Source organism: Syntrophobacterales bacterium (assembly GCA_019429105.1).
GTDB lineage: Bacteria > Desulfobacterota > Syntrophia > Syntrophales > UBA5619 > DYTH01.
This window is the reverse complement of sequence record JAHYJE010000012.1, coordinates 33039-55744: the sequence shown is the minus strand read 5'-3', so window position 1 is coordinate 55744 and position 22706 is coordinate 33039. Positions and strand designations below refer to the sequence as shown.

General features: G+C 53.2%; 18 protein-coding genes. 12 read left to right on the top strand and 6 right to left on the bottom strand.

Annotation, left to right across the window (positions count from 1 at the left end; genetic code table 11):
* Positions 1 to 65 precede the first annotated feature (65 nt).
* The 10 genes from ccsA (at position 66) to polA (ending at position 12263) form a co-directional block, all read left to right on the top strand.
* Positions 66 to 884, top strand: coding sequence for a cytochrome c biogenesis protein CcsA (gene ccsA, locus K0B01_05885; protein MBW6485667.1), 819 nt, complete (start codon positions 66 to 68; stop codon positions 882 to 884).
* Between the two features lie 4 nt (positions 885 to 888).
* On the top strand, positions 889 to 2154 hold the full coding sequence (gene hemA, locus K0B01_05880) for a glutamyl-tRNA reductase (GenBank protein ID MBW6485666.1): 1266 nt from the start codon (positions 889 to 891) through the stop codon (positions 2152 to 2154).
* A gap of 267 nt (positions 2155 to 2421) precedes the next feature.
* Positions 2422 to 3297: a hydroxymethylbilane synthase gene (gene hemC, locus K0B01_05875; GenBank protein ID MBW6485665.1), complete on the top strand. Its 876-nt coding sequence runs from the start codon at positions 2422 to 2424 to the stop codon at positions 3295 to 3297.
* A 44-nt stretch (positions 3298 to 3341) separates the two neighbouring features.
* Complete coding sequence (locus K0B01_05870; GenBank protein MBW6485664.1) at positions 3342 to 4127, top strand: uroporphyrinogen-III synthase; 786 nt, start codon at positions 3342 to 3344, stop codon at positions 4125 to 4127.
* A 227-nt stretch (positions 4128 to 4354) separates the two neighbouring features.
* On the top strand, positions 4355 to 4537 hold the full coding sequence (locus K0B01_05865) for a hypothetical protein (GenBank protein ID MBW6485663.1): 183 nt from the start codon (positions 4355 to 4357) through the stop codon (positions 4535 to 4537).
* A 265-nt stretch (positions 4538 to 4802) separates the two neighbouring features.
* Positions 4803 to 6551: a biosynthetic-type acetolactate synthase large subunit gene (ilvB, locus tag K0B01_05860; protein ID MBW6485662.1), complete on the top strand. Its 1749-nt coding sequence runs from the start codon at positions 4803 to 4805 to the stop codon at positions 6549 to 6551.
* Between the two features lie 18 nt (positions 6552 to 6569).
* Positions 6570 to 7058 carry an acetolactate synthase small subunit gene (ilvN, locus tag K0B01_05855; protein ID MBW6485661.1) on the top strand — a complete coding sequence of 163 codons (489 nt, stop codon included), beginning with the start codon at positions 6570 to 6572 and terminating at the stop codon, positions 7056 to 7058.
* Positions 7059 to 7201: 143 nt separating this feature from the next.
* On the top strand, positions 7202 to 8191 hold the full coding sequence (gene hemB / locus K0B01_05850; GenBank protein MBW6485660.1) for a porphobilinogen synthase: 990 nt from the start codon (positions 7202 to 7204) through the stop codon (positions 8189 to 8191).
* 182 nt (positions 8192 to 8373) lie between these two features.
* Positions 8374 to 9471, top strand: a complete 1098-nt coding sequence (gene ahbD / locus K0B01_05845) for a heme b synthase (GenBank protein ID MBW6485659.1) — start codon at positions 8374 to 8376, stop codon at positions 9469 to 9471.
* Positions 9472 to 9575: 104 nt separating this feature from the next.
* On the top strand, positions 9576 to 12263 hold the full coding sequence (gene polA, locus K0B01_05840; protein MBW6485658.1) for a DNA polymerase I: 2688 nt from the start codon (positions 9576 to 9578) through the stop codon (positions 12261 to 12263).
* 5 nt (positions 12264 to 12268) lie between these two features.
* On the opposite strand, the gene K0B01_05835 is transcribed toward polA, so the two are convergent.
* Both K0B01_05835 and K0B01_05830 read right to left on the bottom strand, forming a co-directional pair.
* Complete coding sequence (locus tag K0B01_05835; protein MBW6485657.1) at positions 12269 to 14128, bottom strand: phosphoenolpyruvate carboxykinase (GTP); 1860 nt, start codon at positions 14126 to 14128, stop codon at positions 12269 to 12271.
* A gap of 206 nt (positions 14129 to 14334) precedes the next feature.
* The gene (locus K0B01_05830; protein ID MBW6485656.1) at positions 14335 to 15645 is read right to left on the bottom strand and encodes an MFS transporter; all 1311 of its coding nucleotides are present in this window, start codon (positions 15643 to 15645) and stop codon (positions 14335 to 14337) included.
* Positions 15646 to 15741: 96 nt separating this feature from the next.
* Between K0B01_05830 and K0B01_05825 the strand changes: the two genes are divergently transcribed.
* Entirely contained in the window at positions 15742 to 17412 is a 1671-nt protein-coding gene (locus K0B01_05825; GenBank protein MBW6485655.1) for a radical SAM protein, read from the top strand.
* On the opposite strand, the gene K0B01_05820 is transcribed toward K0B01_05825, so the two are convergent.
* From K0B01_05820 to K0B01_05805, 4 genes are all read right to left on the bottom strand, one after another.
* Entirely contained in the window at positions 17409 to 18182 is a 774-nt protein-coding gene (locus tag K0B01_05820; protein MBW6485654.1) for an amino acid ABC transporter ATP-binding protein, read from the bottom strand. The two genes, K0B01_05825 and K0B01_05820, sit on opposite strands and share 4 nt — an antisense overlap.
* 36 nt (positions 18183 to 18218) lie before the next feature.
* Positions 18219 to 19280, bottom strand: coding sequence for an amino acid ABC transporter permease (locus K0B01_05815; protein ID MBW6485653.1), 1062 nt, complete (start codon positions 19278 to 19280; stop codon positions 18219 to 18221).
* Positions 19281 to 19287: 7 nt separating this feature from the next.
* Positions 19288 to 20484 (bottom strand): amino acid ABC transporter permease, encoded by a 1197-nt coding sequence (locus tag K0B01_05810; GenBank protein ID MBW6485652.1) that lies wholly within the window; start codon positions 20482 to 20484, stop codon positions 19288 to 19290.
* A gap of 107 nt (positions 20485 to 20591) precedes the next feature.
* Positions 20592 to 21611, bottom strand: a complete 1020-nt coding sequence (locus K0B01_05805; protein MBW6485651.1) for an amino acid ABC transporter substrate-binding protein — start codon at positions 21609 to 21611, stop codon at positions 20592 to 20594.
* Between the two features lie 366 nt (positions 21612 to 21977).
* Between K0B01_05805 and fabG the strand changes: the two genes are divergently transcribed.
* Complete coding sequence (fabG, locus tag K0B01_05800; GenBank protein MBW6485650.1) at positions 21978 to 22706, top strand: 3-oxoacyl-ACP reductase FabG; 729 nt, start codon at positions 21978 to 21980, stop codon at positions 22704 to 22706.

Here is a 22706-nt window from a genome sequence, read left to right as displayed (position 1 = left end):
ACGCGGGAAGGAAAAGGCGGGCTCAAACGCAGACTGAGCGGAGTAGAGATGGAGGTAGAAGATAGATGACAGAAACAGTGCTTTTCAAGGCGGCTCTGGCCGCATATGTGGCCTCTGCCTTCGTTTATGGGGGGTCTCTTCTGAAAAGAAGGGTTCTGACCGCGCGCTTCGGCGCGGGCCTGATGCTTGTCGCCCTGGGCATCCATACCTTTTATTATCTTTTTCGCTGGATTGGGGAGGCAGACATCCCCTCGGTTGATGTTTACGATACCCTCTCCTTTTTTGCCTGGGCAATGGCGGCTTCTTATCTGGCAATGCAGTTGAGAACCAAAACCCGCGTGCTGGGGGCATTTGTCGCGCCGGTCATCTCGGTCCTCATGATCGTTGCTTCCATCGATCTGGGGGGAAGCGTCGTCGGTTCGTCAGCCCTGAAAGGAACGCTGGTGATCATCCATGTGATGCTCTCGGTAGCCGGCGAGGCCCTGTTCGCAGTTGCGACGCTTGCAGGCATTATGTATCTGATCCAGGATCGCCTCCTCAGAAAGAAACGGGACAGAAGCCTGATTCATCTTTTTCCCTCACTCCACGATCTCGATCGGATCAATTATATTTGCCTCTTCTGGGGTTTTTCGCTGCTGACCCTGGGAATTCTGGCCGGTTCCTTCTGGGCGCGCATTGCCTGGGGAAGTCACTGGCAGTGGGACCCCAAACAGGTGTGGACGCTTCTTGCCTGGGGATTTTACGCCTTTTTGCTTCATCAGAGGCTGGCCATCGGCTGGCAGGGACGCAAGGCTGCCCGCTGGTCGCTTATGGCGTTTTTCGCTTTGTTATTAATGTTCGTTCTGGAAAGTTTTCTTTTCCGTTCGGCGCATACCTTTATGTGAACCTATGAAACTTATCCTTGTCGGCATGAATTATAAAACAGCGCCCGTCGAGCTTCGCGAGCGCCTCCAGAACTACTGCTCGGATCAGGACGTCGCCCTCCCTGATTTGATGATGAACCCCGAGATAAAAGAGGCGATCTGCCTTGCAACCTGCAACCGGATTGAGGTGATCGCCCGTCTCGGCGATACGGCGCGGGGCGAGGATTTTCTGAAGAATTTCATGTGCACACAGGGAAATTTCGATATCAATGAAACGGAAAAATATCTTTACATTTACAGGGATATCGATGCAGTGCTGCACCTCTTTAGGGTTGCATCCAGCCTTGATTCAATGGTTATGGGGGAGCCGCAGATCCTTGGGCAGATAAAGGATGCCTATCGGATGGCCGTTGATCGCCATGCCACCGGCGTTCTGCTGAACCGCCTTACCCACCATGCCTTTCAGGTGGCAAAGAGGGTGAGAAGCGAGACGGAAATTGCCGGCAATGCCGTTTCGGTAAGTTATGCCGCCGTGGAACTGGCGAAAAAGATATTCGGCAGCCTCAAGGGAAAGGCGGCGCTCCTGATAGGCGCAGGCGAGATGTCGGAACTTGCCGCCCGCCATCTGATTCGTCAGGGCGCCGGCAACCTCTTCATCGCCAATAGAACTATCGCGAGGGCGCAGCAAATGGCGGAGGAATTTCATGGCGCCGCCGTCTCTTTTGATGAATTTCCCTCGTTTCTGCCGGAGGTTGATATCGTTATCGCTTCAACCGGCGCCCCGGGCTATATCCTCACCGCCCCGATGGTTGCCGCTGCCTTGAAGAAGCATAAACATAAGCAGCATATGCTGTTTTTGATAGATATCGCCGTTCCGAGGGACATAGAGCCCGAAGTAGGAGAACTTGATAACGTTTATTTGTACAATATAGACCATCTTCAGGATGTCGTTGATGCGAACAGGGCAATGCGCCGGGGAGAAGCCCTGCGGGCTGAGGAACTCATTGCCGAAGAGGTGGCGGGATTTGAAAAATGGTTCAATTCGCTGGCCGCCGTGCCGGCGATCGTGAGACTGCGTGAAAAGACGGACAGTATCGTGCAGGGAGAGCTGGCCCGATTTTCTGCGTGGCTGGGAGGACTTAAGGAAGAGGACCGCGCCCATGTCGAATGGCTGGTATCCTCGGTTGTAAACAAGATACTCCACGACCCGATAACCGTCTTGAAGGAGGAAAGCAGCGAGGGGGACGAGCTGCCCGATATGGCGGCTATTCGCCGACTTTTCAAGCTTTGACGCTTGAGCCAATTGCAAAACTATTTGTCATTCCCGAAAGCGGAGCTTAATGTACACAATGCTTCTATCGGGAATACGGTTTTTCAAGCAGTTAGAACCAGATTCCCGCTTAAAATCATTGCGGGAATGACAGAATGTGAGAGTTTTGCAATTTCCTCGCTTGTTTAAATTTATCTAACTTTGCAGCTTAAGGCTCAGGAGGTTGTTATTTTAAATAAATTCATCATTGGAACGAGAGGCAGCGCCTTGGCGCTTACCCAGTCGGGGATGATCGCCGACCTCATCCGGGGGAGGCATCCTGGCCTTGAGGTCGAGCTGCGGATAATTCGAACCAAGGGGGACATCATGCAGAACGTCGCCCTGTCCGTGATTGGCGGCAAGGGGGTCTTTATCAAGGAGATCGAAGAGGCCCTGCTCAGGAACGATGTCGATCTGGCCGTCCACAGTATGAAGGACGTCCCGGCAGAACTCCCGGACAAACTGGAAATTGCCGTAACGCCTCTGAGGGAGGATCCCCGCGACGTTCTGATCTCGAAAGGCGGCCGCAAGCTTGCAGAAATGCCTCCGGGTGCGAAAATAGGGACCGGTTCGCTCAGGCGCGAGCTGCAATTGAAAAACCGTTTCCCCGGTTTTGAGATTGTGCCGATGCGGGGCAACCTCGATACGAGAATAAGGAAGCTGGACACGGAAAATTTGAGCGGCGTTATCCTTGCCGCGGCGGGGATCGCGAGGATGGGATGGAGTTCCCGCGTTTCTCAATTTATTCCTGTGGATATGTTGCTGCCGGCCGTAGGGCAGGGGGTGCTGGGGTTGGAAACGAGACGGGGCGATGACCGCAGCCTGAATATTATTGAATTTTTGAATGATCCCGTCACTTTTGTAGAAGCAGGAGCGGAACGGGCATTTCTGGAGCGACTCGGCGGCGGTTGCCAGCTTCCTATTGCCGGATTCGCGAAAAAAAACGGGGGAAAGATAGTCATTGAGGGCATGGTGGGGAGTCTCGACGGGAAGGTCGTGATCCGCGAGCGCGCCGAGGGGGAAGCCGGCGATTACCGAAAGCTCGGCAGAGGCTTGGCGGAAACCATCCTGCTGCGGGGAGGGGACGTGCTGCTTGCTGAAATTAATCAGGAAAACTTATCTTGAACTGATGCCCGGCTCATTTATCCGGGCAAAATACGGGGAATACGATGAACGGGATTGAGACAAAACCCCTGTCTGGCAGAGGGGTCGTTATCACCAGGCCGGAGAAGCAGTCGGGAGAGCTGACGAGGTTGCTTTCAGCCCGGGGGGCGAGGGTGATAAATTTTCCGGTCATCCAAATAGCGCCGCCCGCAGACTGGTCTATGCTGGATAGGGCGCTCGAGAAGCTGGAATCTTATCGCTGGATTATTTTTACCAGCGCCAACGGGGTGGCTTTTTTCTTTGGGCGTCTGAGAGAGCAGGGGAAAGACATCCGGGCGCTCCAGGGCGTAAAGATTGCCGCTATCGGCCCGGCAACGGCAGCGGCAATCGAGGCATGGGGAATAAAAGTCGATCTGATGCCGGATGAATTCGTTTCGGAGGGGGTGGTTAAGGCCTTTGCCGGGCGTGATTTGCAGGGATGCAGTGTTCTGCTGCCCCGCGCTCAGGAAGCGCGCGATGTTATCCCCGCAGGACTTGCCAGGCTGGGCGCAACCGTCGAGGTGGCAACTGTGTATCGAACGATTGGCACGGACAGGGATCCATCTGAACTGATTCGCCTTTTTGAGGATGGTGAGATTTCCGTCCTTATCTTTACCAGTGGTTCTACCGTCGTCAATTTTATGAAGATCATGGGAGGGAATTTCCATCTTCCGTCCCAGGTCAAGGTGGCGACTATTGGCCCGGTAACGGAGGCGGCGGCGGAAAAGGCGGGGTTACCCGTCCATATCCGTCAAAAGCGCGCCACTATCCCGGAGCTGGTTGACGCACTTACCGCCGCCTTTGCAGGTTGAGAGGCAAAATTATTCGACCATACTGAGCCAATTGCAAAACTATTTGTCATTCCCGAAAGCGGAGCTTAATGTACACAATGCTTCTATCGGGAATACGGTTTTTCAAGCAGTTAGAACCAGATTATGAACATTAAACTTCGTTTTCCCGCTTAAAATCATTGCGGGAATGACAGAATGTGAGAGTTTTGCAATTGCCTCTACTTATTTATTTTAATAGGAGAATATGAATGCAAGAAGCCTTGCCTCAGATAATTTTTATCGCGGCGCTTGTGTTTAATTTCATTACTTCAATGATTGACAGCAACCGCAATTCCCTGGCAAGTTTCATTGCTACGGTTATTTTGCTGGCTCTAACTTATTGGGGAGGATTTTATGCGCCGCTCATTGATTTGCTGACTGCCCATCCTTAGAGCCGCACGCAGATAAATAATTCTTGACAAAAGAAACAGACTGTTGCTATAGGCATGGCAACATTACATGGAGAGTATGATGTTAAACATAACGGCAGCAACCATTATTATCAGCATAATTATTATCGGGGAGGTCCCGGCTGGATAGTGGTTTGTTGTTTTGCATTTAAACCGTTGCCAGCCGAAAAGGTTGGCAACGGTTTTTTTTTGTGCGCCGGGCAGGGCGCGTCAAATTGGGAAAATCCTCAAAAACTGGAGGTCGGAAGTGAAGGTATCAGGAGCGCAAATTCTGTTCAAGGCATTAGAAATGGAGAAGGTTGAAGTAATCTTTGGCTATCCGGGGGGAGCGGTTATCGGCATCTATGACGAATTGTATCGCCAAAAGGTACGGCATATTCTGGTCAGGCACGAACAAGGCGCCATTCACGCCGCCGACGGTTACGCGCGGGCTTCAGGAAAGGTCGGCGTCTGTCTGGTGACTTCCGGTCCCGGCGCCACCAATACGGTTACCGGAATCGCCAACGCGCATAGCGATTCCATCCCTGTCGTTATCCTGACGGGGCAGGTGCCAACTCCCCTGATCGGCAGCGATGCTTTTCAAGAGGTTGATATAATGGGGATTACTCGCCCCTGCACCAAACACAACTTTCTTGTGCGCAATGTCGCCGAACTGGGAAAGGTTGTGCGGGAGGCGTTTCATATTGCCCGTTCGGGCAGACCTGGCCCCGTGCTGGTTGATCTTCCCAAGGATGTCATGCAGGCGGAAATGGAAGAAGCGGATGTCTGTTTTCAGAGCGGCTACCAGTATGCCGAAGAGATGCCCGCCGCCTCTGCAATAGACAAGGCCGCGGCAATGGTCGCCGCCGCTCGGAATCCCCTTGTCTTTGCCGGGGGCGGGGTTTCACTGGGCAAGGCGTCCGGCGAGTTGCGGGAATTGGCAAGAATGATTGGCGCTCCGGTTACTTCGACACTGATGGGGTTGGGCGCGTTTCCCGCATCAGATCCGCTTTGGCTGGGAATGGCGGGAATGCACGGAACCTATGCGGCAAATATGGCTTTTACCAATTGCGATCTTGTGATCGGGGTTGGCGTGCGTTTTGATGACCGGGTAACTTCCAAGGTCGAAGCCTTTGCGCCCCGCGCCCAGATCATTCACATTGATATTGATCCCGTTTCCATCGATAAAATTGTCAGGACGAATCTCTCTATCGTTGCCGACGCAAAACAGGCGCTTTCTGTCCTTGTTGCCAGATTGAAAGAAAGAAATGATCTCCAGCCCGGCGCCATCAAGGATTGGCAGGAACAGGTTATGACCTGGAAAAGAGAACATCCGCTGGGTTACAAGAGCAATGGCGATGTCATCAAACCGCAGTTTGTTGTGGAAAAACTCTACGAGTTATCCCAAGGCAAAGCCGTCATCGCCACGGAAGTGGGGCAGAATCAGATGTGGGCGGCGCAGTTTTTTCAGTACAACGAGCCGAACTGCTTCCTTACCTCGGGGGGATTGGGAACGATGGGCTTCGGCTTCCCTGCCGCCATCGGTGCGCAGGTGGCGTGCCCGGACAAACTGGTGATCGATGTCGCCGGCGACGGCAGTATCCAGATGAATATCCAGGAGCTGGGCACGGCTGTGCAGAATAAACTGCCGGTTAAGATAGCGATTCTTAACAATAGTTTCCTGGGTATGGTTCGTCAGTGGCAGGAGAAGTTCTATCAGAAGCGCTATTCCCAGACTATCCTCGATGACAATCCCGATTTCTTGAAAATTGCCGAGGCCTATGGCGCCAAGGGGCTGCGGGCGCGGACAGTGGCAGAAGTTGAAGAGGTGATCAAGGAGGCCTTTGCCACGGAAGGGGTAGTGGTTATGGATTTTATCGTTGACAGGGAAGAGGGCGTTTATCCGATGGTAAAACCGGGGGCGCCGCTTAACGAAATAGATTTTGGCCCGATGGCGACAAAAGGAGCGGCAGTTGCCGAAAATGGGGATGACCCGTTTACCCGTTCATTTAATTAGAGAAAGGATGTTAAAGCCATGGAAGTGCGAGAAAACGTAATATCTATTCTGGTCAACAACAAACCCGATGTCCTGGCACGGATATCGGGCACGCTCAGCGGCAGAGGGTTCAACATTGAAAGCATCTCCGCCAATGTTACGATGGACCCTGCGAGGACAAGAATCATCATCACCACAATCGGGGACAACGCGACGCTCACAAGGATACTCAAACAGATTGCCCGGCTGGTTGACATCATCGAGGTAGCCGATTTGACGGGACGCAAAGCCGTCCGGCGCGAGCTGTTTCTGGTCAGGCTGAACTGGTCGAAAGAGGGAGAGAGAAAAAAGCTTGAAGCGCTCGCGCAGGAAAAAAACTGGAAAATTCTCAGCGCTGACGAGCAAAGATGCGTACTGGAAATTACCGGGGAAAACGGGGTTCTGCTGAAAGAGATAATGGCGCTCAAACAATTCGGGATGGAAGATTTTTCCCGGACAGGCGTGGTGGCGATTGAAGATGGAGAGTAAGGAATACATTGGGATTGCAATCCGTCTTGATAGCTGATAAGTTCGGTCCGGTTTTAGGGATACGATGCGCTTGGCTTTCTTACCGATGAAAAGATAACGAAGCAGAAGGGGCGATGCAATTCTTTAATGAAGGGAGAATTACGATGCAATTTCCGGAATATCGGCCGCGCCGGCTTAGAAAAAACGACACTCTCCGACGGATGGTGCGCGAGACGCGCCTGTCGGTAGATAATCTCATCTACCCGCTTTTTGTTGTCCCCGGGAAAAGGGTGAAAAAACCGATCCCGTCGATGCCGGGGAATTTCCAGATGTCGGTGGACAACATCGTCAAGGAGGCGACAAGGCTCAAAGAGCTGGGGATTCCCGCGGTGATTCTTTTCGGGATCCCCGATAAAAAAGACGACATTGCCTCGCAGGCGCTGATCGAGGGCGGCGTGGTCCAGATGGCCAGCCGGGAAATCAAGGCAAAGGTGCCGGATATCATTGTTATAACCGACGTCTGCGTTTGCGAATACACGAGCCACGGCCATTGCGGCATCATCGAAAAAGGGGAAGTGCACAACGACATGACGCTGGAAGTGCTCTCCGAAATGGCCGTTTCCCATGCCAAGGCCGGGGCCGACATGGTTGCCCCGTCGGCGATGATGGACGGGCAGGTGGGCGCGATCCGGGAGGGTCTTGATGAAGCAGGTTTTGAGTCCATCCCGATTATGGGTTATTCGGCCAAATTCGCCTCCTGTTTTTACGGTCCGTTTCGGGAGGCGGCAGAAAGCGCCCCCGCCTTCGGGGATCGCCGGGGCTACCAGATGGACCCGGCAAACGGGGACGAGGCGATTCGCGAAATCACCCTCGATGTAGAGGAAGGCGCAGACATAATTATGGTCAAGCCGGCTCTGCCGTATCTCGATCTGATCCGCCGGGCGAAGGAAGAGTTCGACCTTCCCCTTGCCGCCTATAACGTCAGCGGCGAGTTTGCGATGATCAAGGCCGCGGCCAGTATGGGGTGGCTCGATGGCGAGCGGGCGATGATGGAATCCCTGACAGCGATCAAACGGGCCGGGGCGGATATGATAATCACCTATTTTGCCCCCGAGGCGGCTGAATTTTTGCGGAACCGCACGAACGGCATTTGAAGCAAGCGACTGAGCGACCGATTATCTGCCAGGCTGCATGAGCCTTATATTACGGGAAATATTGATGGGAGCATGCCCTGAAAACCGCTTAACAATAGAAGATGTATTGTTTATGATGCTTTCCATTTGCGCTCTTCAAACTGCGCATTATACAACAGTGTCAACCTTTGGAGCACAATGATATGACAACGAAAAATGATTCCTCGCTGATTCTGCCCAATACCTTGAGGATGGTTGCCTGGGAGATCACCCGCAGTTGCAACCTTTCCTGCAAACACTGCCGCGCTTCGGCAATGCAGGGTCCTTACCCCGGAGAACTAAGCACCGAAAAAGCGATGCAGGTGCTTGACGAGATTGCCGCCGTCGGCAAACCGGTCATTATCCTTACCGGCGGAGAGCCGCTTTTGCGCAAAGATGTGTATGAGCTTGCCGCTTATGGAGATTCGCTGGGGTTGCGGATGGTGCTTGCGACCAACGGCACGCTGATGAGCGATGAAATTGTTCACAAATTGATCGCTTCCGGGATAAAACGGGTAAGCGTCAGCATCGATGGCCCCGATCCGGAAAGTCACGACAAATTCCGGGGTGTTCCGGGGGCGTTTGCCGGGACGATGCAGGGCATTGCGGCAATGAAACGGGCCGGACTGGAGTTCCAGATCAATACGACGATTACGAAGGGCAACCTCTCCCAGATTCAAAGCCTGCATGATCTTGCCCATAGCGTCGGCGCAGTGGCCCACCATATCTTTCTGCTTGTGCCGACGGGACGGGGCAAGGAGATGGCCGATCAGGAGATCAAGCCCTTGCAATATGAAGAGACGCTGGACTGGTTTTTCGATACGGGCCTGACCTGCAGCATGCAATTGAAGGCGACCTGCGCCCCGCATTACTACCGGATCTTCCACCAGAGGCAAAAGGAGCTCAAAAACGCCACCGGGGAAATGGCCACGCAGCGCACTAAAGACGTCCGGACGCTGCACTCGATGACCCGCGGCTGCATGGGGGGAAGTTCCTTCTGTTTTATTTCCCATACCGGTCAGGTTCAGCCGTGCGGATACCTCGAGCTGGACTGCGGTCAGTTAAAGGAGAACAGCTTCATCGATATCTGGGGGAAATCACTCATTTTCAATGATTTGCGTGATTTGGGTCGCTACAAAGGCAAATGCGGTCGCTGTGAATTTTTGAAGGTATGTGGCGGTTGTCGGGCGCGCGCCTACGAGGAGACCGGCGATTATCTCGCCGCCGAGCCATATTGCATCTACGAGCCCAAGCGGGGTTGAACGCCGCTGAGTTTTCCGAAGCTTACAGGTTAAAACATTTAATTATGCTATCAACGAAACTATCCGCAACCACGCGGTTTCCGGGGGGTCTTGCTGTTCATAAAATGGTGGAAACAGAAAAACAAAAAACCCGTCCCCGCTTTGTCATCGTGGACGGCAGCAATTACCTTTTTCGCGCCTTCTACGCAATCCGTGAACTCTCCAATTCCAAGGGTTTTCCGACCAACGCAATTTACGGCTTTACCAACATGCTGATGAAGCTGCTCCGGGAGCTCGATCCGGACTACATCGCGATCGCCTTCGACGTCAAGGGGCCGACTTTTCGCCATGAAGTCTATGAAGGGTACAAAGCAACCAGGCGGGCTACTCCGGACGCCCTGATCCCGCAGATTCCCGTTGTCAAGGATGTCATCCGCTCTTTTTCCATCCCGATCATCGAAAAGCAGGGACTGGAGGCCGATGACATAATCGGTACCGTTGCCGTGTTTGCGGCAGGGCAGGGGATGGAGGTGATTATCGCCTCCGGCGACAAGGATATGATGCAGCTTGTTTCACCAGACATTGTCATGTTCGATGCGATGAAGAATAAAACCTACGACATTGCGGCGGTAAAGGAGCGTTTCGGCGTCGAACCTGCGCAGGTTGCAGATGTTCTGGGGGTGATGGGAGATACATCCGACAACATCCCCGGGGTTCCCGGCATCGGGCCGAAGGGCGCAGCGCGGCTGATCGAGCAGTTTGGCAGTGTTGCGGAGATCATTGCCGCCCCGGAACGCATTCATAATGAAAAAACGCGAAAGGCGATGCTGCAATACGCCGCTCAGGCGACTATGAGTCGCGATCTGGCGCTGATCAGGACCGACGCAAAATTCGACTTCGATATCGCCCAGTGCCGCCGCAACGAGCCTGATCGCGACCGGCTGATGAATTACTTCCGGGAGTTCGAGTTCTCATCGCTTTTGAATGAACTTAAACTTCACGAGGGGAAAAAGGTTGTAAAATACATAGTTTGCGATAGTCGTGAGGGTATCTCCGCTCTTACGGAGATGCTGGGCGAGGTTAAAGAATTTTCCGTTGAGCTTTTGCTTTCTTCAGTGGAGGCGATGAGGGCCTCTGTGATGGGGATGGCCGTTTCTTCCGGGAGGGGGGAAGGGTTCTACATTCCTTTAGCCAGCGATGAGGGAGCTCCTTTGCCTTTTGCTGACGATGTTTTTTCCGGACTGGCCCCTTTTTTTGCCGATCCTTCTCTCCTCAAGCATGGCCATGACCTGAAAACGGCGCTTATTGTGCTGGCCCGCTCCGGTGTTTTTATGGAAGGTCTCGGCTGTGACACGATGGTTGCCTCTTATCTGGTGAATCAGGCACGGCACGGATTCGAACTTGCCGACGTAGTCTTTGAAAATCTTGGCAGTCAGGTTCCCTCGCAAAAAGATCTTTTGGGGAGCGGCGCGAAGGCTGCTTCGTTTTCCTCCGTTCCGGTGGAAAAGGCGGCGGCCTATGCGGTAGAACGCGCGGATGTTTTATTGCCGCTTGTTGAAGACCTGTATGTAAAGCTTGACTACATGGGGATGAAGGGGCTCCTGGAGGACGTGGAGATGCCGCTTGTCCGTGTTCTTTCAGCAATGGAGAGCCGCGGGGTTCTTCTTGACTTAAGCCTGTTGCGAGAGATGTCGGGCGAAATAGCGCAACTGCTCCAGCTTTCGGAGGAGAAAATCCATGCCCTGGCCGGGGAGGCTTTCAACATCAACTCTCCCAAGCAGTTGCAGTATATCCTTTTCGACAAACTGGGGCTTCCCCACGGCCGCAAGACCAAGGAGGGGTACTCCACCGATGTCGATGTGCTTAGCTATCTGGCCCTCAGTCACGAGCTGCCCGCGGAGATAATCTCCTACCGCGGGATGATGAAGCTCAAATCAACCTATATCGATGCGCTGCCCGCGCTTGTGAACCCCCGAACGGGGAGGGTGCATACGACCTACAACCAGACGGCGACGGCGACAGGAAGGCTCTCCAGCAGCAACCCCAATCTGCAAAACATTCCAATCCGAACCACGGAAGGGAAAAGAATCAGGCAGGCCTTCATTGCCCCGCCCGGATGGGAGATCGTCTCGGCCGACTACTCGCAGATCGAGTTGCGGGTACTTGCCCATCTCTCCGGCGATGCGACGCTGCAAGACGCCTTTGCCTCCGGCGAGGACATTCACAGCCGCACCGCGGCCGACATTTTCGGGGTCTTTCCGGAAATGGTCAGCCCCGACATGCGCCGGCAGGCGAAGGTGATCAACTTCGGGGTGCTCTACGGGATGAGCGCCTTTGGGCTTGCCAAGGAACTGGGCGTGTCTCAGAAACTGGCCCAGGCCTACATAGACAGCTATTTTCAGAGATACAGCGGGGTTCGCTCGTATCTTGACGGCATCCTGGACGGGGCGATGCGCGATGGCTATGTGACGACGCTTCTTCAGAGAAGGCGCTATCTGCCGGAGATTGCCAGTCCCCATGCCCAGATTCGCCAATTTGCCGAGCGGACGGCGATCAACGCGCCGATTCAGGGAACCGCGGCGGACCTGATCAAGATTGCGATGGTGAAAATCCACCAGCGCCTTCAGGAAGAAAAATTCTCTGCGGTGATGATCATGCAGGTGCACGACGAGCTGGTCTTCGAGGCGCCTGTTGCCGAACGCGAAGCGCTGGCGGAGCTGGTGCGCAAGGAGATGGAAGGCGCGCTGGAACTGTCCGTGCCCTTGAAGGTGGAGATCGCCGCCGGGAAAAACTGGGACGAGGCGCATACCTAATTATTTCAATAATAATCGCCTGGTTTGATGTTATCCCCATATTTCGCCTGGGCTGCCGCGATCTTCTTTTTTGCTTCCTCCCAGTAGGTGAAAATATCCGCCGGCGTGCCGGGGTCGATTTTCTTGAAGAACGCCGCGGTGCGATTCAGTTTCTCGATCCAGCAGGCGCAGCGGAAGGTGAAAAGATAAATGTAGTCATTTTCCGAGAAATCCTCATTCAGGAGGTCCCGGAAGAGCTTCTGCAGATCCTTGTAACGGGGAATTTTTCCGGTCGGGGTATCCCAGGCCTCGTATTCCCCGTGGATTCGCCCCTCGGCCCAGTGGAGCCAAACCTTTTTGGCAAGCTTGCTGGTTACGAATTTTCCGTTCGGGTCTCTCATGAAATAGTTGGTGCTGAAAATTCGCGGTTGCTGTTTGATGCCTTCGATAAAATTGATGTTATTGGTTGTGTATTCGCCGACTGGGTAGGAGACGAAATCCAGATTGGCCATAGGCGATGGGGAACGAACGCCTTCCTTGCCGAGCGTGGCGCTGGTCGTTTCCGACTCCAGAGTGCAGGCCTTCAACAGAATGCCGTCTTTCCAGGAGGGCGATTCTTCAACCGGCACGGTTGTGTCGCTGTCTCTGCCGCCGTAGAGAATGCCCTGCACCCTTACCCCTTCCTTGTTTTCGAACCCCTCCTTATCGAAATTTTGCAGATAGTCGAGGCGGATCGTGTAGCGGCCGTTGGAATGGGCCAGCGGGATCTCGTTGCCCTTGGCATCCTTGTTCCCCTTCTTCCAGGAACCGCTGTGATTGCTGCCGCTGTCCGGAGTTTCCATCCCGCAGCCCAGCCAGTAGGGTTTATTGTCGGGGCCGATCAGGATATTGGAAAAGATGGTTTCCTGGTCTTTCATCAGGTTGGCGAAGATGACCGGGTCGTCGCTGACGTTTACATCCTGGATGATGCCGAAGATCCCCTGTTCCATGTTGACGCCGCGGAATTCGCCATTGATATTGCGGAAATAGGCAATGTCGTCGCCGACGATCTTTTCGCCGGGGATCATCGCGGTCGAGGTCTTGCCGCACGCGGAGGGGTAAGCGCCGGCAAAGTACGTCTTGCGGCCCTTATCGCCATTGAGGACCGACATCAGAAACATGTGTTCGCAGAGCCAGCCTTCTTTCCCGGATTTATTGATCGCCAGTCTCATCGAGTGTTTCTTGAGACCAACCGAATTTCCGGCGTACTGATTGTTCAGGGAATAGACGATATTGTTCTGGGTATCCATGTAGATGCGTCTATTATCGACATTGACCGTGCAGCCCCGCTCGTCGAGCTGCCCCGCGGAGTGGACAAAACCGAAGAAATCGTTCTTATCCGCTTCTTTCATATGGAAAAAATGGTTGTAACCGGGGCGGTAGAGGATGGTTTCGGAATGGGCCACGTAAAAAGAATCGGTTATCTGGATGCAGGGGACGCTGAAGACGCTCTCCGCCGGCCCCTCGCAGAAGAACTGAACAAGCGCGTCCTTGCCAGCCATGATATTTTTCGAGATTTCCATGATCTCTTTGTAGCCTTCGTCGAAGGAAAGCGAGTTTAGAGCCTTCATCCGCTCCATGTTTTCGGGGCGTACAAGGTAGCGGGTGTTTACCTTGTCGCGTCCCTGATCGTTGTAGCCATCCCAATGGATTGTCTGGTTTTTCAGGTAGATGTTTTTTTCTTCTCCCTTCTTTATCGAAGTTTCGCGGATAAAAATCCTGTCTGCCTCGCTGTCGTCGCAGACGTAAAGGGACTTAGGATTGCAGTGTTCCGCAAATTCCCCTATGAAAGCCAATGCTTTGTCGTTGTTTAGGGCTTTTAGCTTTCCGAAGCTTTTTTCGCTCATAATATTTCTCAACAAATCTTCATACTTTGACATGTCCGCTCCTTTTTATTTAATTTATTGCCGTCTTTACTGCTCCAGGAGAGCAAAAATGGGACCGCCTATTTGCCGTCGCCAAACAGTTTTTTTCGTATTGAGGATGGATCACTGGCGGCACTCTAATATTTTTTGACAATCTGTCAAGTTTTTTCAGTGCTGTCGTAATTTAGTTAAAAATAACGAGGCGGTACAAGGCATTCACCCGTCAGGACGCTGTTTTTGCAGTTTTTTTCTTTGGTCAGTAGATAGATCAGACCCGCCAATAACTGACAGAAGAAACAAAAATAGAGGGAAACGCTAAAAGCCTCTTGGCTGAAGGAGGCGTTTGGGTAGATTTTTTGCATAATGAAGCCGATCATTTGGAGGAAAAAGGCGGGACCGGTCATCGTGAAAAAATTTATGCCGGTCAGGGCGGCGCCCGTCATCGTGGCTGGGAAAAGCTCCTTGATCTGGGTGTACATCAGTTGCCCGCTGGCGTTGAAGAAGCCGAAGAAGAAAAAAATAAGTCCGGTCGCAGCCGCAGGGGCGCCAGTGCGCATCTGGCTGAGCAACAGGGTGGTGGCCGCCAGCAGGAAAAGCCCTGAAACAACTAGCCATTTGCGGGTGTGCAACAAGCGGTCGGAAATGATTCCCCAAAAAGGGAGCCCTGCCAGGATGCCGATGTTCATGGCCAGGATGATGTTTCCTGCCTGGAAAGTGCTGTATTTCAAAACTACAAGCAGCAGGGGTCCTGCCCAAAGGGCTTGAAGCGCGGCAAAGGTTCCGTAGCGGATGAAGGAGCCGATCGAGATAAACCAGTAGTCTTTGGAGCGGAGAAGATGTAAAACGCTGGAAAAGGGAGAGGGAGCATCCGGCGAGGAGTTAACCGGGTGGACATTGCTGCCGGCCGGCGGCTTATCCCGAAGAATCACATACAGGGCGATTGTCAACAGGGCGTTGAACGCGGCGATTGCCATAAAGCTTTGTCTCCACCCATAGCTTTCCGCCATCATGGCAAGCGGGGTTGCGGACATCATGTTGCCGAGCGTACCCGTGGCGGTCAGTATCCCCGCAAGCGAGGCAAAAATCAGCGGTGGAAACCAGTCAGAAAGCAGTTTCAGGCTTCCCATAAAGGCGCAGGACATGCCGATGCCGAGCAGAATGCGCCCCGCAAGGGCGGACATAAGACCCTGCGACAGGGAAAAGACAATTGCGCCGATGACGCCGACGACTGAAAAAAACGTCATGAGTTTTCGTGGTCCTGTCTTGTCGAGAAGCATCATGATCGGTATCTGCGTCAGGGCAAAGGCATAGAAAAAAGCCGCCGAGATCAGGCCTATCTCGTTGCTGTCCAGCGATAAATCAGCGATAAGCGAGGGGGCGAGCACGGCGTTGGCTGTCCGGTAAAGTTGTGAAAGGAAAAAGTTCAGCGCTCCGACGGCAAAAACAAACCAGCGGCGGAGTTGCAGAGGCTCACTAAACGAGAGGGATGAATCATTCATGGCGGCGCGCCGTCAAAAGAGGAAAAATTAAGGATTCCATCATAGCGGAGTCGAGATAAGTTAAAGAAGACTGGAAGTCAAGAAAATATAATGATTATGACTAAGAAAGAGGGCAGTTTAAAGGCGATCCTGCTGATTTACCCGCCGCTGGCCAAAGCGTCCGAACCTCCGGGCGGTCCGGCGCGCCTTGTCGGGGCGTTGGGCCGCAGCGGCATATCCTGTCGGGTATGGGATGCAAACATCGAGGGGCAGACCGCCCTGCTGAAGGCTACAGCCAGCGAAGAAAGCATCTCCGATAAGTCATTGATATTGAAGGGGTTGGCTGGTAAGGACGAAAATATCGGTGCAGTCAATTTTTTCCCGGACGCCGGCAAAAAAGGGGATAAAAATAAGGTCTGGCTAAGACGGGCGGCTCGCCATGTAACGGAAAATATCGATTTTCTGCGGTCAGCCGGGGGCTATCTTAATAGTGATCGTTACCGCAGGGCCGTTCTTGATCTTAATTGCCTGCTTGCCGCCGCGGGCAGGCCGTTCGGGGTGCGGATGACCCTTGCCGATTACCAGGACGAGCGGCTTTCGCCGGTCAGGAGCGCCGATCTTCTCCATGCGGCGAAAGAGCCGCAGCGAAACCCCTTTTATGAGTGGTTCAGCAACCGACTGCCGCTGATTCTTGGGGAAAGGGATTTTTCTTATGCGGGTTTTTCACTCAATTATCTCAGTCAGGCGCTGACAACCTTCTCGATGATCGGGTTTTTACGTCGGGAATATCCGCAGATTCGGATAGTTGTCGGCGGCGGCTTGATAACCTCCTGGATGCGGCGCCCCGACTGGAATAACCCTTTTGCCGGGCTGATTGACGAAATGGTTGCCGGACCCGGGGAGGTCCCGCTGCTGTCCATGCTCGGCGGCGCAACTGCAGGCAATTTCTCCCTGCCCGCTTTCGACGATTTTCCCCTGGCCGATTATTTTGCGCCCGGTTTTGTCCTTCCCTACAGCGCCTCCGGCGGCTGCTGGTGGCAGCGCTGTACGTTTTGTCCCGAGGTTGCCGAGGGTAATCCCTATCTGCCGTTTTCTCCACAGAGGGTAGTCGCAGATATTGCCGCCCTTGTTGAAAAGACGAAGCCGCGGCTGATCCATATGCTCGATAATGCGCTTGCCCCCGCTCTGCTCGACGCATTCATTGCCAAAGCGCTTGGAGCTCCATGGTATGGCTTTGCCAGGGTTGACGCCCGTCTCGCTGATGCCGATTTTTGCCGGAGTTTGCGCAATTCCGGGTGCGTCATGCTGAAACTGGGAATAGAGTCGGGGGATCCATTTGTTCTGGAGGCGCTCCGGAAGGGGATCGACCTGCCCACCGTTGCCGCGGCTCTCAGGAATCTGAAAGAGGTCGGGATCGCCGCTTACGTCTATCTTCTTTTTGGGACGCCGGCGGAAAACGTGGCAGCGGCGAGAAGGACGCTTTCCTTTGTCGATGAGCATGCCCACGAGATAGCGTTTCTGAATCTGGCGCTTTTCAATCTCCCCGCTTACTCCCCCGAAGCAGCGCTGTACGCGTCCGGCGAATTCTATGAGGGGGATCTTTCCCTGTACAGGCCTTTTGTCCATCCGGAAGGCTGGAACAGGAGAGAGGTAAGGCGTTTTCTCGAAGGTGAGTTTAAAAGAAGACCTGCCGTTGCGAAGATTCTCCGGCGCGATCCGCCATTTTTCACCTCCAACCACGCCCCTTTTTGCTTAATGCGCGGGAGCAAGGATTTGCCGAAAGATTAGTAGAGTATCTGGCTTAAAAACAGTTTTGTCCGCTCGTGTTGGGGATGGTCGAAAAAATCGTGCGGGGTGTTCTCCTCGACGATTTTTCCGTAATCGACAAACAAAACCCGGTGGGCGACGCTTTTGGCAAAGCCCATCTCGTGCGAAACGACGATCATGGTCATTCCCTCCTCGGCCAAGTTTATCATGACATCAAGCACCTCCTTGACCATCTCCGGATCGAGCGCCGACGTCGGTTCGTCAAAGAGCATGATTTTCGGCTTCATGCAGAGGCTCCGGGCAATCGCTACCCGCTGCTGCTGGCCGCCGGAGAGCTGTCCGGGGTATTTTTTTGCCTGCTCGGCGATATGTACCTTTTCCAGATAGAACATGGCCGTCTCTTCCGCCTCTTTCTGGGGTGTTTTACGGACCCAGATCGGGCCAAGCGTCAGGTTTTCCAGAATCGAAAGGTGGGGAAAGAGGTTGAAATGCTGAAAAACCATTCCGACCTCCGTTCTTATTTTTTCTATATTTTTAATATTATCGGAAAGCTCAATTCCGCCAACGGAGATTGTGCCCTTCTGATGCTTTTCAAGGCGGTTGATGCAGCGGATCAGGGTTGATTTCCCTGAGCCGGAAGGGCCGCAGATGACGATCCTTTCTCCCTTGTAAACATTCAGATTGATATCCTGCAGGACGTGCAGTTCGCCAAACCATTTGTGCAAACCGGTTATGGCGATGATTTTATCTTCCTGGTCTCTGTTTATTGCAGCCGTTGCTTCGTTATTCATTTGCAGTTCCTGTGATTTTTTATGTGGTTTTTATTGTCAGTGCAATTCCCTTTCCAGTCTGCGGCTGTAGCTCGACATCGCATAGCAGGAGATGAAATAGATCGTCGCGACAAACAGATAAACCTCCGGGCTGAATCCCATCCAGTCCGGATTGGAAAGCGTCGATTTGCTGGTCTTCAGCAGATCGTAAAGGGCGATGATTACAACCAGCGACGTATCCTTGAAGGCGGAAATCAGTATGCCCACGGAGGGCGGAATGACGATTTTCAGCGCCTGCGGGAGGATGATGAGCCGCATTTTCTGGGAAAAACTCAAGCCCAGGGAATCGGCGGCTTCATACTGTTCTTTGGTGATGGCCTGCAGGCCGCCGCGGACGACCTCCGCTATGTAGGCCGCGGTGAAAATGATTATCGCCATCTGGGCGCGGATGATCTTGTTGATGGTAAGTCCCTCCGGCAGAAATAATGGAAACAAAATGGAGGACATAAACAACAGGCTGATCAGCGGCACCCCTCTTATCAGCTCGATGTACAAAACCGAGAAAATCTTGATGGCGGACATTGTTGATCTTCTTCCCAGGGCCAGAATGACGCCGAGGGGATAGGCTGCGATCATTCCGAAAAAGGCGAGCATCATGGTCAGGGGCAGCCCCCCCCATTTATCGCTTTCCACCGGGGTCAACCCCAACAGGCCGCCTTTCATCAAGAGACCCATGATGAAAAGGCCCGCCATCCAGAGATAAAAAAGAGACTTGTGCCAGTTATTCCTGTTCTTGCTGTAAAGAAGCAGCCCGACCAGCATGATCATCGCCAGCAAAGGCCGCCAGTGCAGGTCATGGGGATAAAAACCGAAGATTATGAAACGGATGTTGGAGGTGATCACCGACCAGCAGGCGCCGTTTCCCGCCCGGCACGCCGCCGGGGTAGAAGCCCACAGACTGTCAACGAAGGCCCATCTGATGAAGGGCGGTATAATCTTGTAGAGGGCAAAAAGAAGGACAACCGTGACGATGGAATTAAAAACACCGTTGAACAGGTTTTCCCTTAGCCAGAGAATCGTGCGTTTGACAGGCGGATGTTTTGGTTGTTCGTTACGCATAACGTCTTTATCTTTCCACAAGTGCCATTTTCTTGTTGTACCAGTTCATGAAAAGCGAGGTGACCAGGCTGAAAAAAAGATAGACAGTCATGATCATCAAAATTCCCTCGATGGCTTGTCCGGTCTGGTTGATCGTTGTGCTGGCTACGGATACGAAATCCGGAAAGCCGATGGCGACGGCAAGGGAACTGTTTTTGGTCAGGTTGAGCATCTGGCTGGTCAGGGGGGGGATAATCACCCGCAGGGCCTGGGGCAGGATGACCAGCCTCAGCACCAAAGAAGGCTTCAGCCCCAGCGAGATTGCCGCCTCTGTTTGTCCGTGGCCGATTGCCTGAATCCCGGCTCTGACTATTTCCGCGACGAAGGCCGCCGTATAGAGAACGAGCCCCAGCAAGAGAGCGGAGAATTCCGGACTTACCGCAAGACCTCCCTGAAAATTAAAGCCGCTTAAGTGCGGGACGCTCATTTTCAGAGGCGCCCCGGCGAAGAGCCAGACAAAAAGGGGAAAACCGACGATTATCGCTGAGGAAATACTGAGAGTGGGCAATATCTGGCCAGTTTTTTTCTGATGGCTGCGGGCAGCGCGCCGCGCGAAAAAAGCCGTCAGAATGCCGATCGCGAAGGCGACGAGGACATATTGATAGGCTTGATTCCATTCGGGTACAGCCAGCAACATGCCGCGATTGCTGAGAAAGATGCCGGAGCCGAGCGCGATTGCGGCCTTGGGCGAGGGCAGAATCTCGCAGAAAAGGCTGTACCAGAAGAACAACTGCAACAAAATAGGGATATCCTGAAATAGCTCGACATAGGCGCCGGCAAGTCGGGAGACGAGCCAGTTTTTGGAAAGCCTCGCTATCCCGATAAATGTCCCGAGGATTGTGGTCAGAATTATGCCGATAAAGGCGACCTTGACGGTATTTAAGGCGCCGACGAAAAGAGCCCTCAGGTAGGTATCAGCGGGCGAATAGGCAATCACCGCTTCGCCGATCTCAAAGGCAGCCTCTTTTTGAAGAAAACTGAAGCCAGTTGCGATGGCCTGTCTTTTCAGGTTTGCGGAAGTATTGGCAAAAAGGTAATAGCCGACAATGCCAACTGTCAGGAGTGCTAAAAGCTGGTAGGCGATAGACCTGAACTTGGGATCGTTCAGAAGGTTTGCTTTGCTTTCAATGCCGTTTACAGAATTCGCGTCCCTGTTTTTTCTCATCCGCGCACTTTACAAGAAAATAGAAACAACATACAGAGCCATTGGCAGGGACGGGTGATAAACCCGTCCCTGCCGTCCATGATCGTCCCAAACGGAGGGGCAGGGATTTATTTAAAGGGCGGCGTGTACATTATGCCGCCGTTATTCCAGAGGGCGTTCAGGCCGCGTCTAATCTTCAAAGGCGTATTTTCACCGACATTGCGTTCAAACACCTCGCCGTAGTTTCCCACCTGTTTGATGATGTTGTATGCCCATTTTTCATTGACGCCGAGGGCTTTACCATTGCCCGGCGTTACCCCGAGAAATCGCTTTACGTTGGGATTATTGCTCTTGAGCATCTGATCGACGTTTTTGGAGGTGATGCCGAGTTCCTCGGCTTCGATCATGGCCATAACCGCGTAGTTAACAATGTCTCGCCACTGGTCGTCCCCATGCCGTACGGCCGGGGCAAGCGGCTCCTTGGAAATGATGTCGGGAAGGATTACATAATCGCTCGGGTGGGGGGCGACGGCCCTTGTTCCGGCCAACTGCGATGCGTCGGAGGTAAGTACGTCGCATCTGCCGGCGAAGAAGGCCTTGGCAAGCTCCGCGGTGTTTTCGATAACGACCGGTTTCATCTTCATCTTGTTGGTTCGGAAATAATCGGCGACGTTCAACTCGGTGGTGGTGCCCGGCAGAACGCAAACGGTGGCGCCGTCAAGCTCCCTGGCGCTTTTTATATTCAGTTTTTTGGGAACCAGAAAACCCTGGCCATCGTAATAGTTGACATGAACAAAATCGAGGCCGAGCTCCGTGTCGCGCCCGAGCGTCTGGGTCGCGTTGCGGCAGAGGACATCTATTTCGCCAGCCTGCAGGGCGGTGAAACGCTGGACGGCTGTCAAGGGAATGAACTTGATCTTGCTGGCATCCCCAAAGACCGCGACCGCGATCGCATGGCCGGTATCGACATCAAGGCCGCCCCATACCCCTTTTTCGTTCGGTTTTCCGAACCCGAAAAGGTCGCCATTAACGCCGACGGTTACATAACCCTTCGCCTTAACGTTGTCAAAAGTCTGTCCGGCAAAGGCAAGCCCCGTCAGCATGACGACAAAAGCCACAACCAACAAATATAATCTTGCTGTCTTCATTTTTCCCTCCCAAGTTGTTGACAATTATAAACCGGTCTCTCCGGTTTTTTTAAAAGGGTGATAAATTATTGCCTGAAAGTTCCCTTTTCGCCTTGCAGTAATGCTAAATCACCGTAATTTAAAGTACTCCTATCTATATGTAATGATGAAGGCAGATTACTGTTATACTTCTATCTCAATGCATTCAATATTGTCAATAAGTTTTGCTGAGATGTTTGCCGGGATTCGCAAACTGGAAGAATTCTTGACACAGCTTTTCGGAAAGTATAGTTAATGCCTTCGTCAAAAGTAAATTTTGTCCTAAGCCGCGGAGCGTGAAATGTTAATAACTTTTCACAGGAGCGGCAAGTATGGAGAAACGGAAATATGGGGGAGATGCTCATTGCGATTGTCACCGGGGGAAGCCGGGGAATAGGCCGGGCCGTTGCCGTTGATCTGGCCGCGCACGGATATAAGGTCGCAATCACGTACAGGCAAAACGACGAGGCTGCCGGGGAGTCGCTCAGAGTGATCAGGGAGGCGGGCGGGAGCGCGGAGGCGGTAAAGTTTGACATCGCCTGCGCCGATGAGACAGGGCAGGCGATGGATGATCTGCTTAAGCGGCTGGGGCACGTTGATGCATTGATAAATAACGCCGGAATTGCGGAGGACGGGCTTTTCATGACGATGTCCCCTGCCAGTTGGCAGCGGGTGATCGAGACGAACCTAAACGGTTTTTACAATGTGACGAGACCGGTCTTGCGGGGGATGATTCGCCGTAAAAAGGGGACAATTGTCTCTTTGTCCTCTGTTTCGGCTCTGGTCGGAAACCCGGGACAGGCCAATTACGCGGCGGCCAAGGCCGGCATTATTGCCGCCAGCCGCACCATTGCCGCTGAATCTGCAAGATTCGGAGTCCGAATAAATGTAGTTGCCCCCGGGGCGATAGACACTGAAATGACAAAGGGCATCCCCCGGCAAAAAATAAAAGAGCTGATCCCGATGGGACGTCTCGGACGTCCCGAAGAAGTGGCAAGGGTAATTCGTTTTCTCTGTTCAGACGATTCTTCATACATTACCGGCCAGGTAATTTCAGTAAACGGCGGGATGTTTTGA

What these genes read in the sequence shown, in the direction of transcription:
- ccsA (MBW6485667.1), top strand. Translation starts at nt 66, where the DNA reads ATGACAGAAACAGTGCTTTTCAAGGCGGCTCTGGCCGCATATGTGGCC.
- hemA (MBW6485666.1), top strand. Translation starts at nt 889, where the DNA reads ATGAAACTTATCCTTGTCGGCATGAATTATAAAACAGCGCCCGTCGAG.
- hemC (MBW6485665.1), top strand. Translation starts at nt 2,422, where the DNA reads ATGATCGCCGACCTCATCCGGGGGAGGCATCCTGGCCTTGAGGTCGAG.
- K0B01_05870 (MBW6485664.1), top strand. Translation starts at nt 3,342, where the DNA reads ATGAACGGGATTGAGACAAAACCCCTGTCTGGCAGAGGGGTCGTTATC.
- K0B01_05865 (MBW6485663.1), top strand. Translation starts at nt 4,355, where the DNA reads ATGCAAGAAGCCTTGCCTCAGATAATTTTTATCGCGGCGCTTGTGTTT.
- ilvN (MBW6485661.1), top strand. Translation starts at nt 6,570, where the DNA reads ATGGAAGTGCGAGAAAACGTAATATCTATTCTGGTCAACAACAAACCC.
- hemB (MBW6485660.1), top strand. Translation starts at nt 7,202, where the DNA reads ATGCAATTTCCGGAATATCGGCCGCGCCGGCTTAGAAAAAACGACACT.
- ahbD (MBW6485659.1), top strand. Translation starts at nt 8,374, where the DNA reads ATGACAACGAAAAATGATTCCTCGCTGATTCTGCCCAATACCTTGAGG.
- polA (MBW6485658.1), top strand. Translation starts at nt 9,576, where the DNA reads ATGGTGGAAACAGAAAAACAAAAAACCCGTCCCCGCTTTGTCATCGTG.
- K0B01_05835 (MBW6485657.1), bottom strand. Translation starts at nt 14,128, where the DNA reads ATGAGCGAAAAAAGCTTCGGAAAGCTAAAAGCCCTAAACAACGACAAA.
- K0B01_05830 (MBW6485656.1), bottom strand. Translation starts at nt 15,645, where the DNA reads ATGAATGATTCATCCCTCTCGTTTAGTGAGCCTCTGCAACTCCGCCGC.
- K0B01_05825 (MBW6485655.1), top strand. Translation starts at nt 15,742, where the DNA reads ATGACTAAGAAAGAGGGCAGTTTAAAGGCGATCCTGCTGATTTACCCG.
- K0B01_05820 (MBW6485654.1), bottom strand. Translation starts at nt 18,182, where the DNA reads ATGAATAACGAAGCAACGGCTGCAATAAACAGAGACCAGGAAGATAAA.
- K0B01_05815 (MBW6485653.1), bottom strand. Translation starts at nt 19,280, where the DNA reads ATGCGTAACGAACAACCAAAACATCCGCCTGTCAAACGCACGATTCTC.
- K0B01_05810 (MBW6485652.1), bottom strand. Translation starts at nt 20,484, where the DNA reads ATGAGAAAAAACAGGGACGCGAATTCTGTAAACGGCATTGAAAGCAAA.
- K0B01_05805 (MBW6485651.1), bottom strand. Translation starts at nt 21,611, where the DNA reads ATGAAGACAGCAAGATTATATTTGTTGGTTGTGGCTTTTGTCGTCATG.
- fabG (MBW6485650.1), top strand. Translation starts at nt 21,978, where the DNA reads ATGGGGGAGATGCTCATTGCGATTGTCACCGGGGGAAGCCGGGGAATA.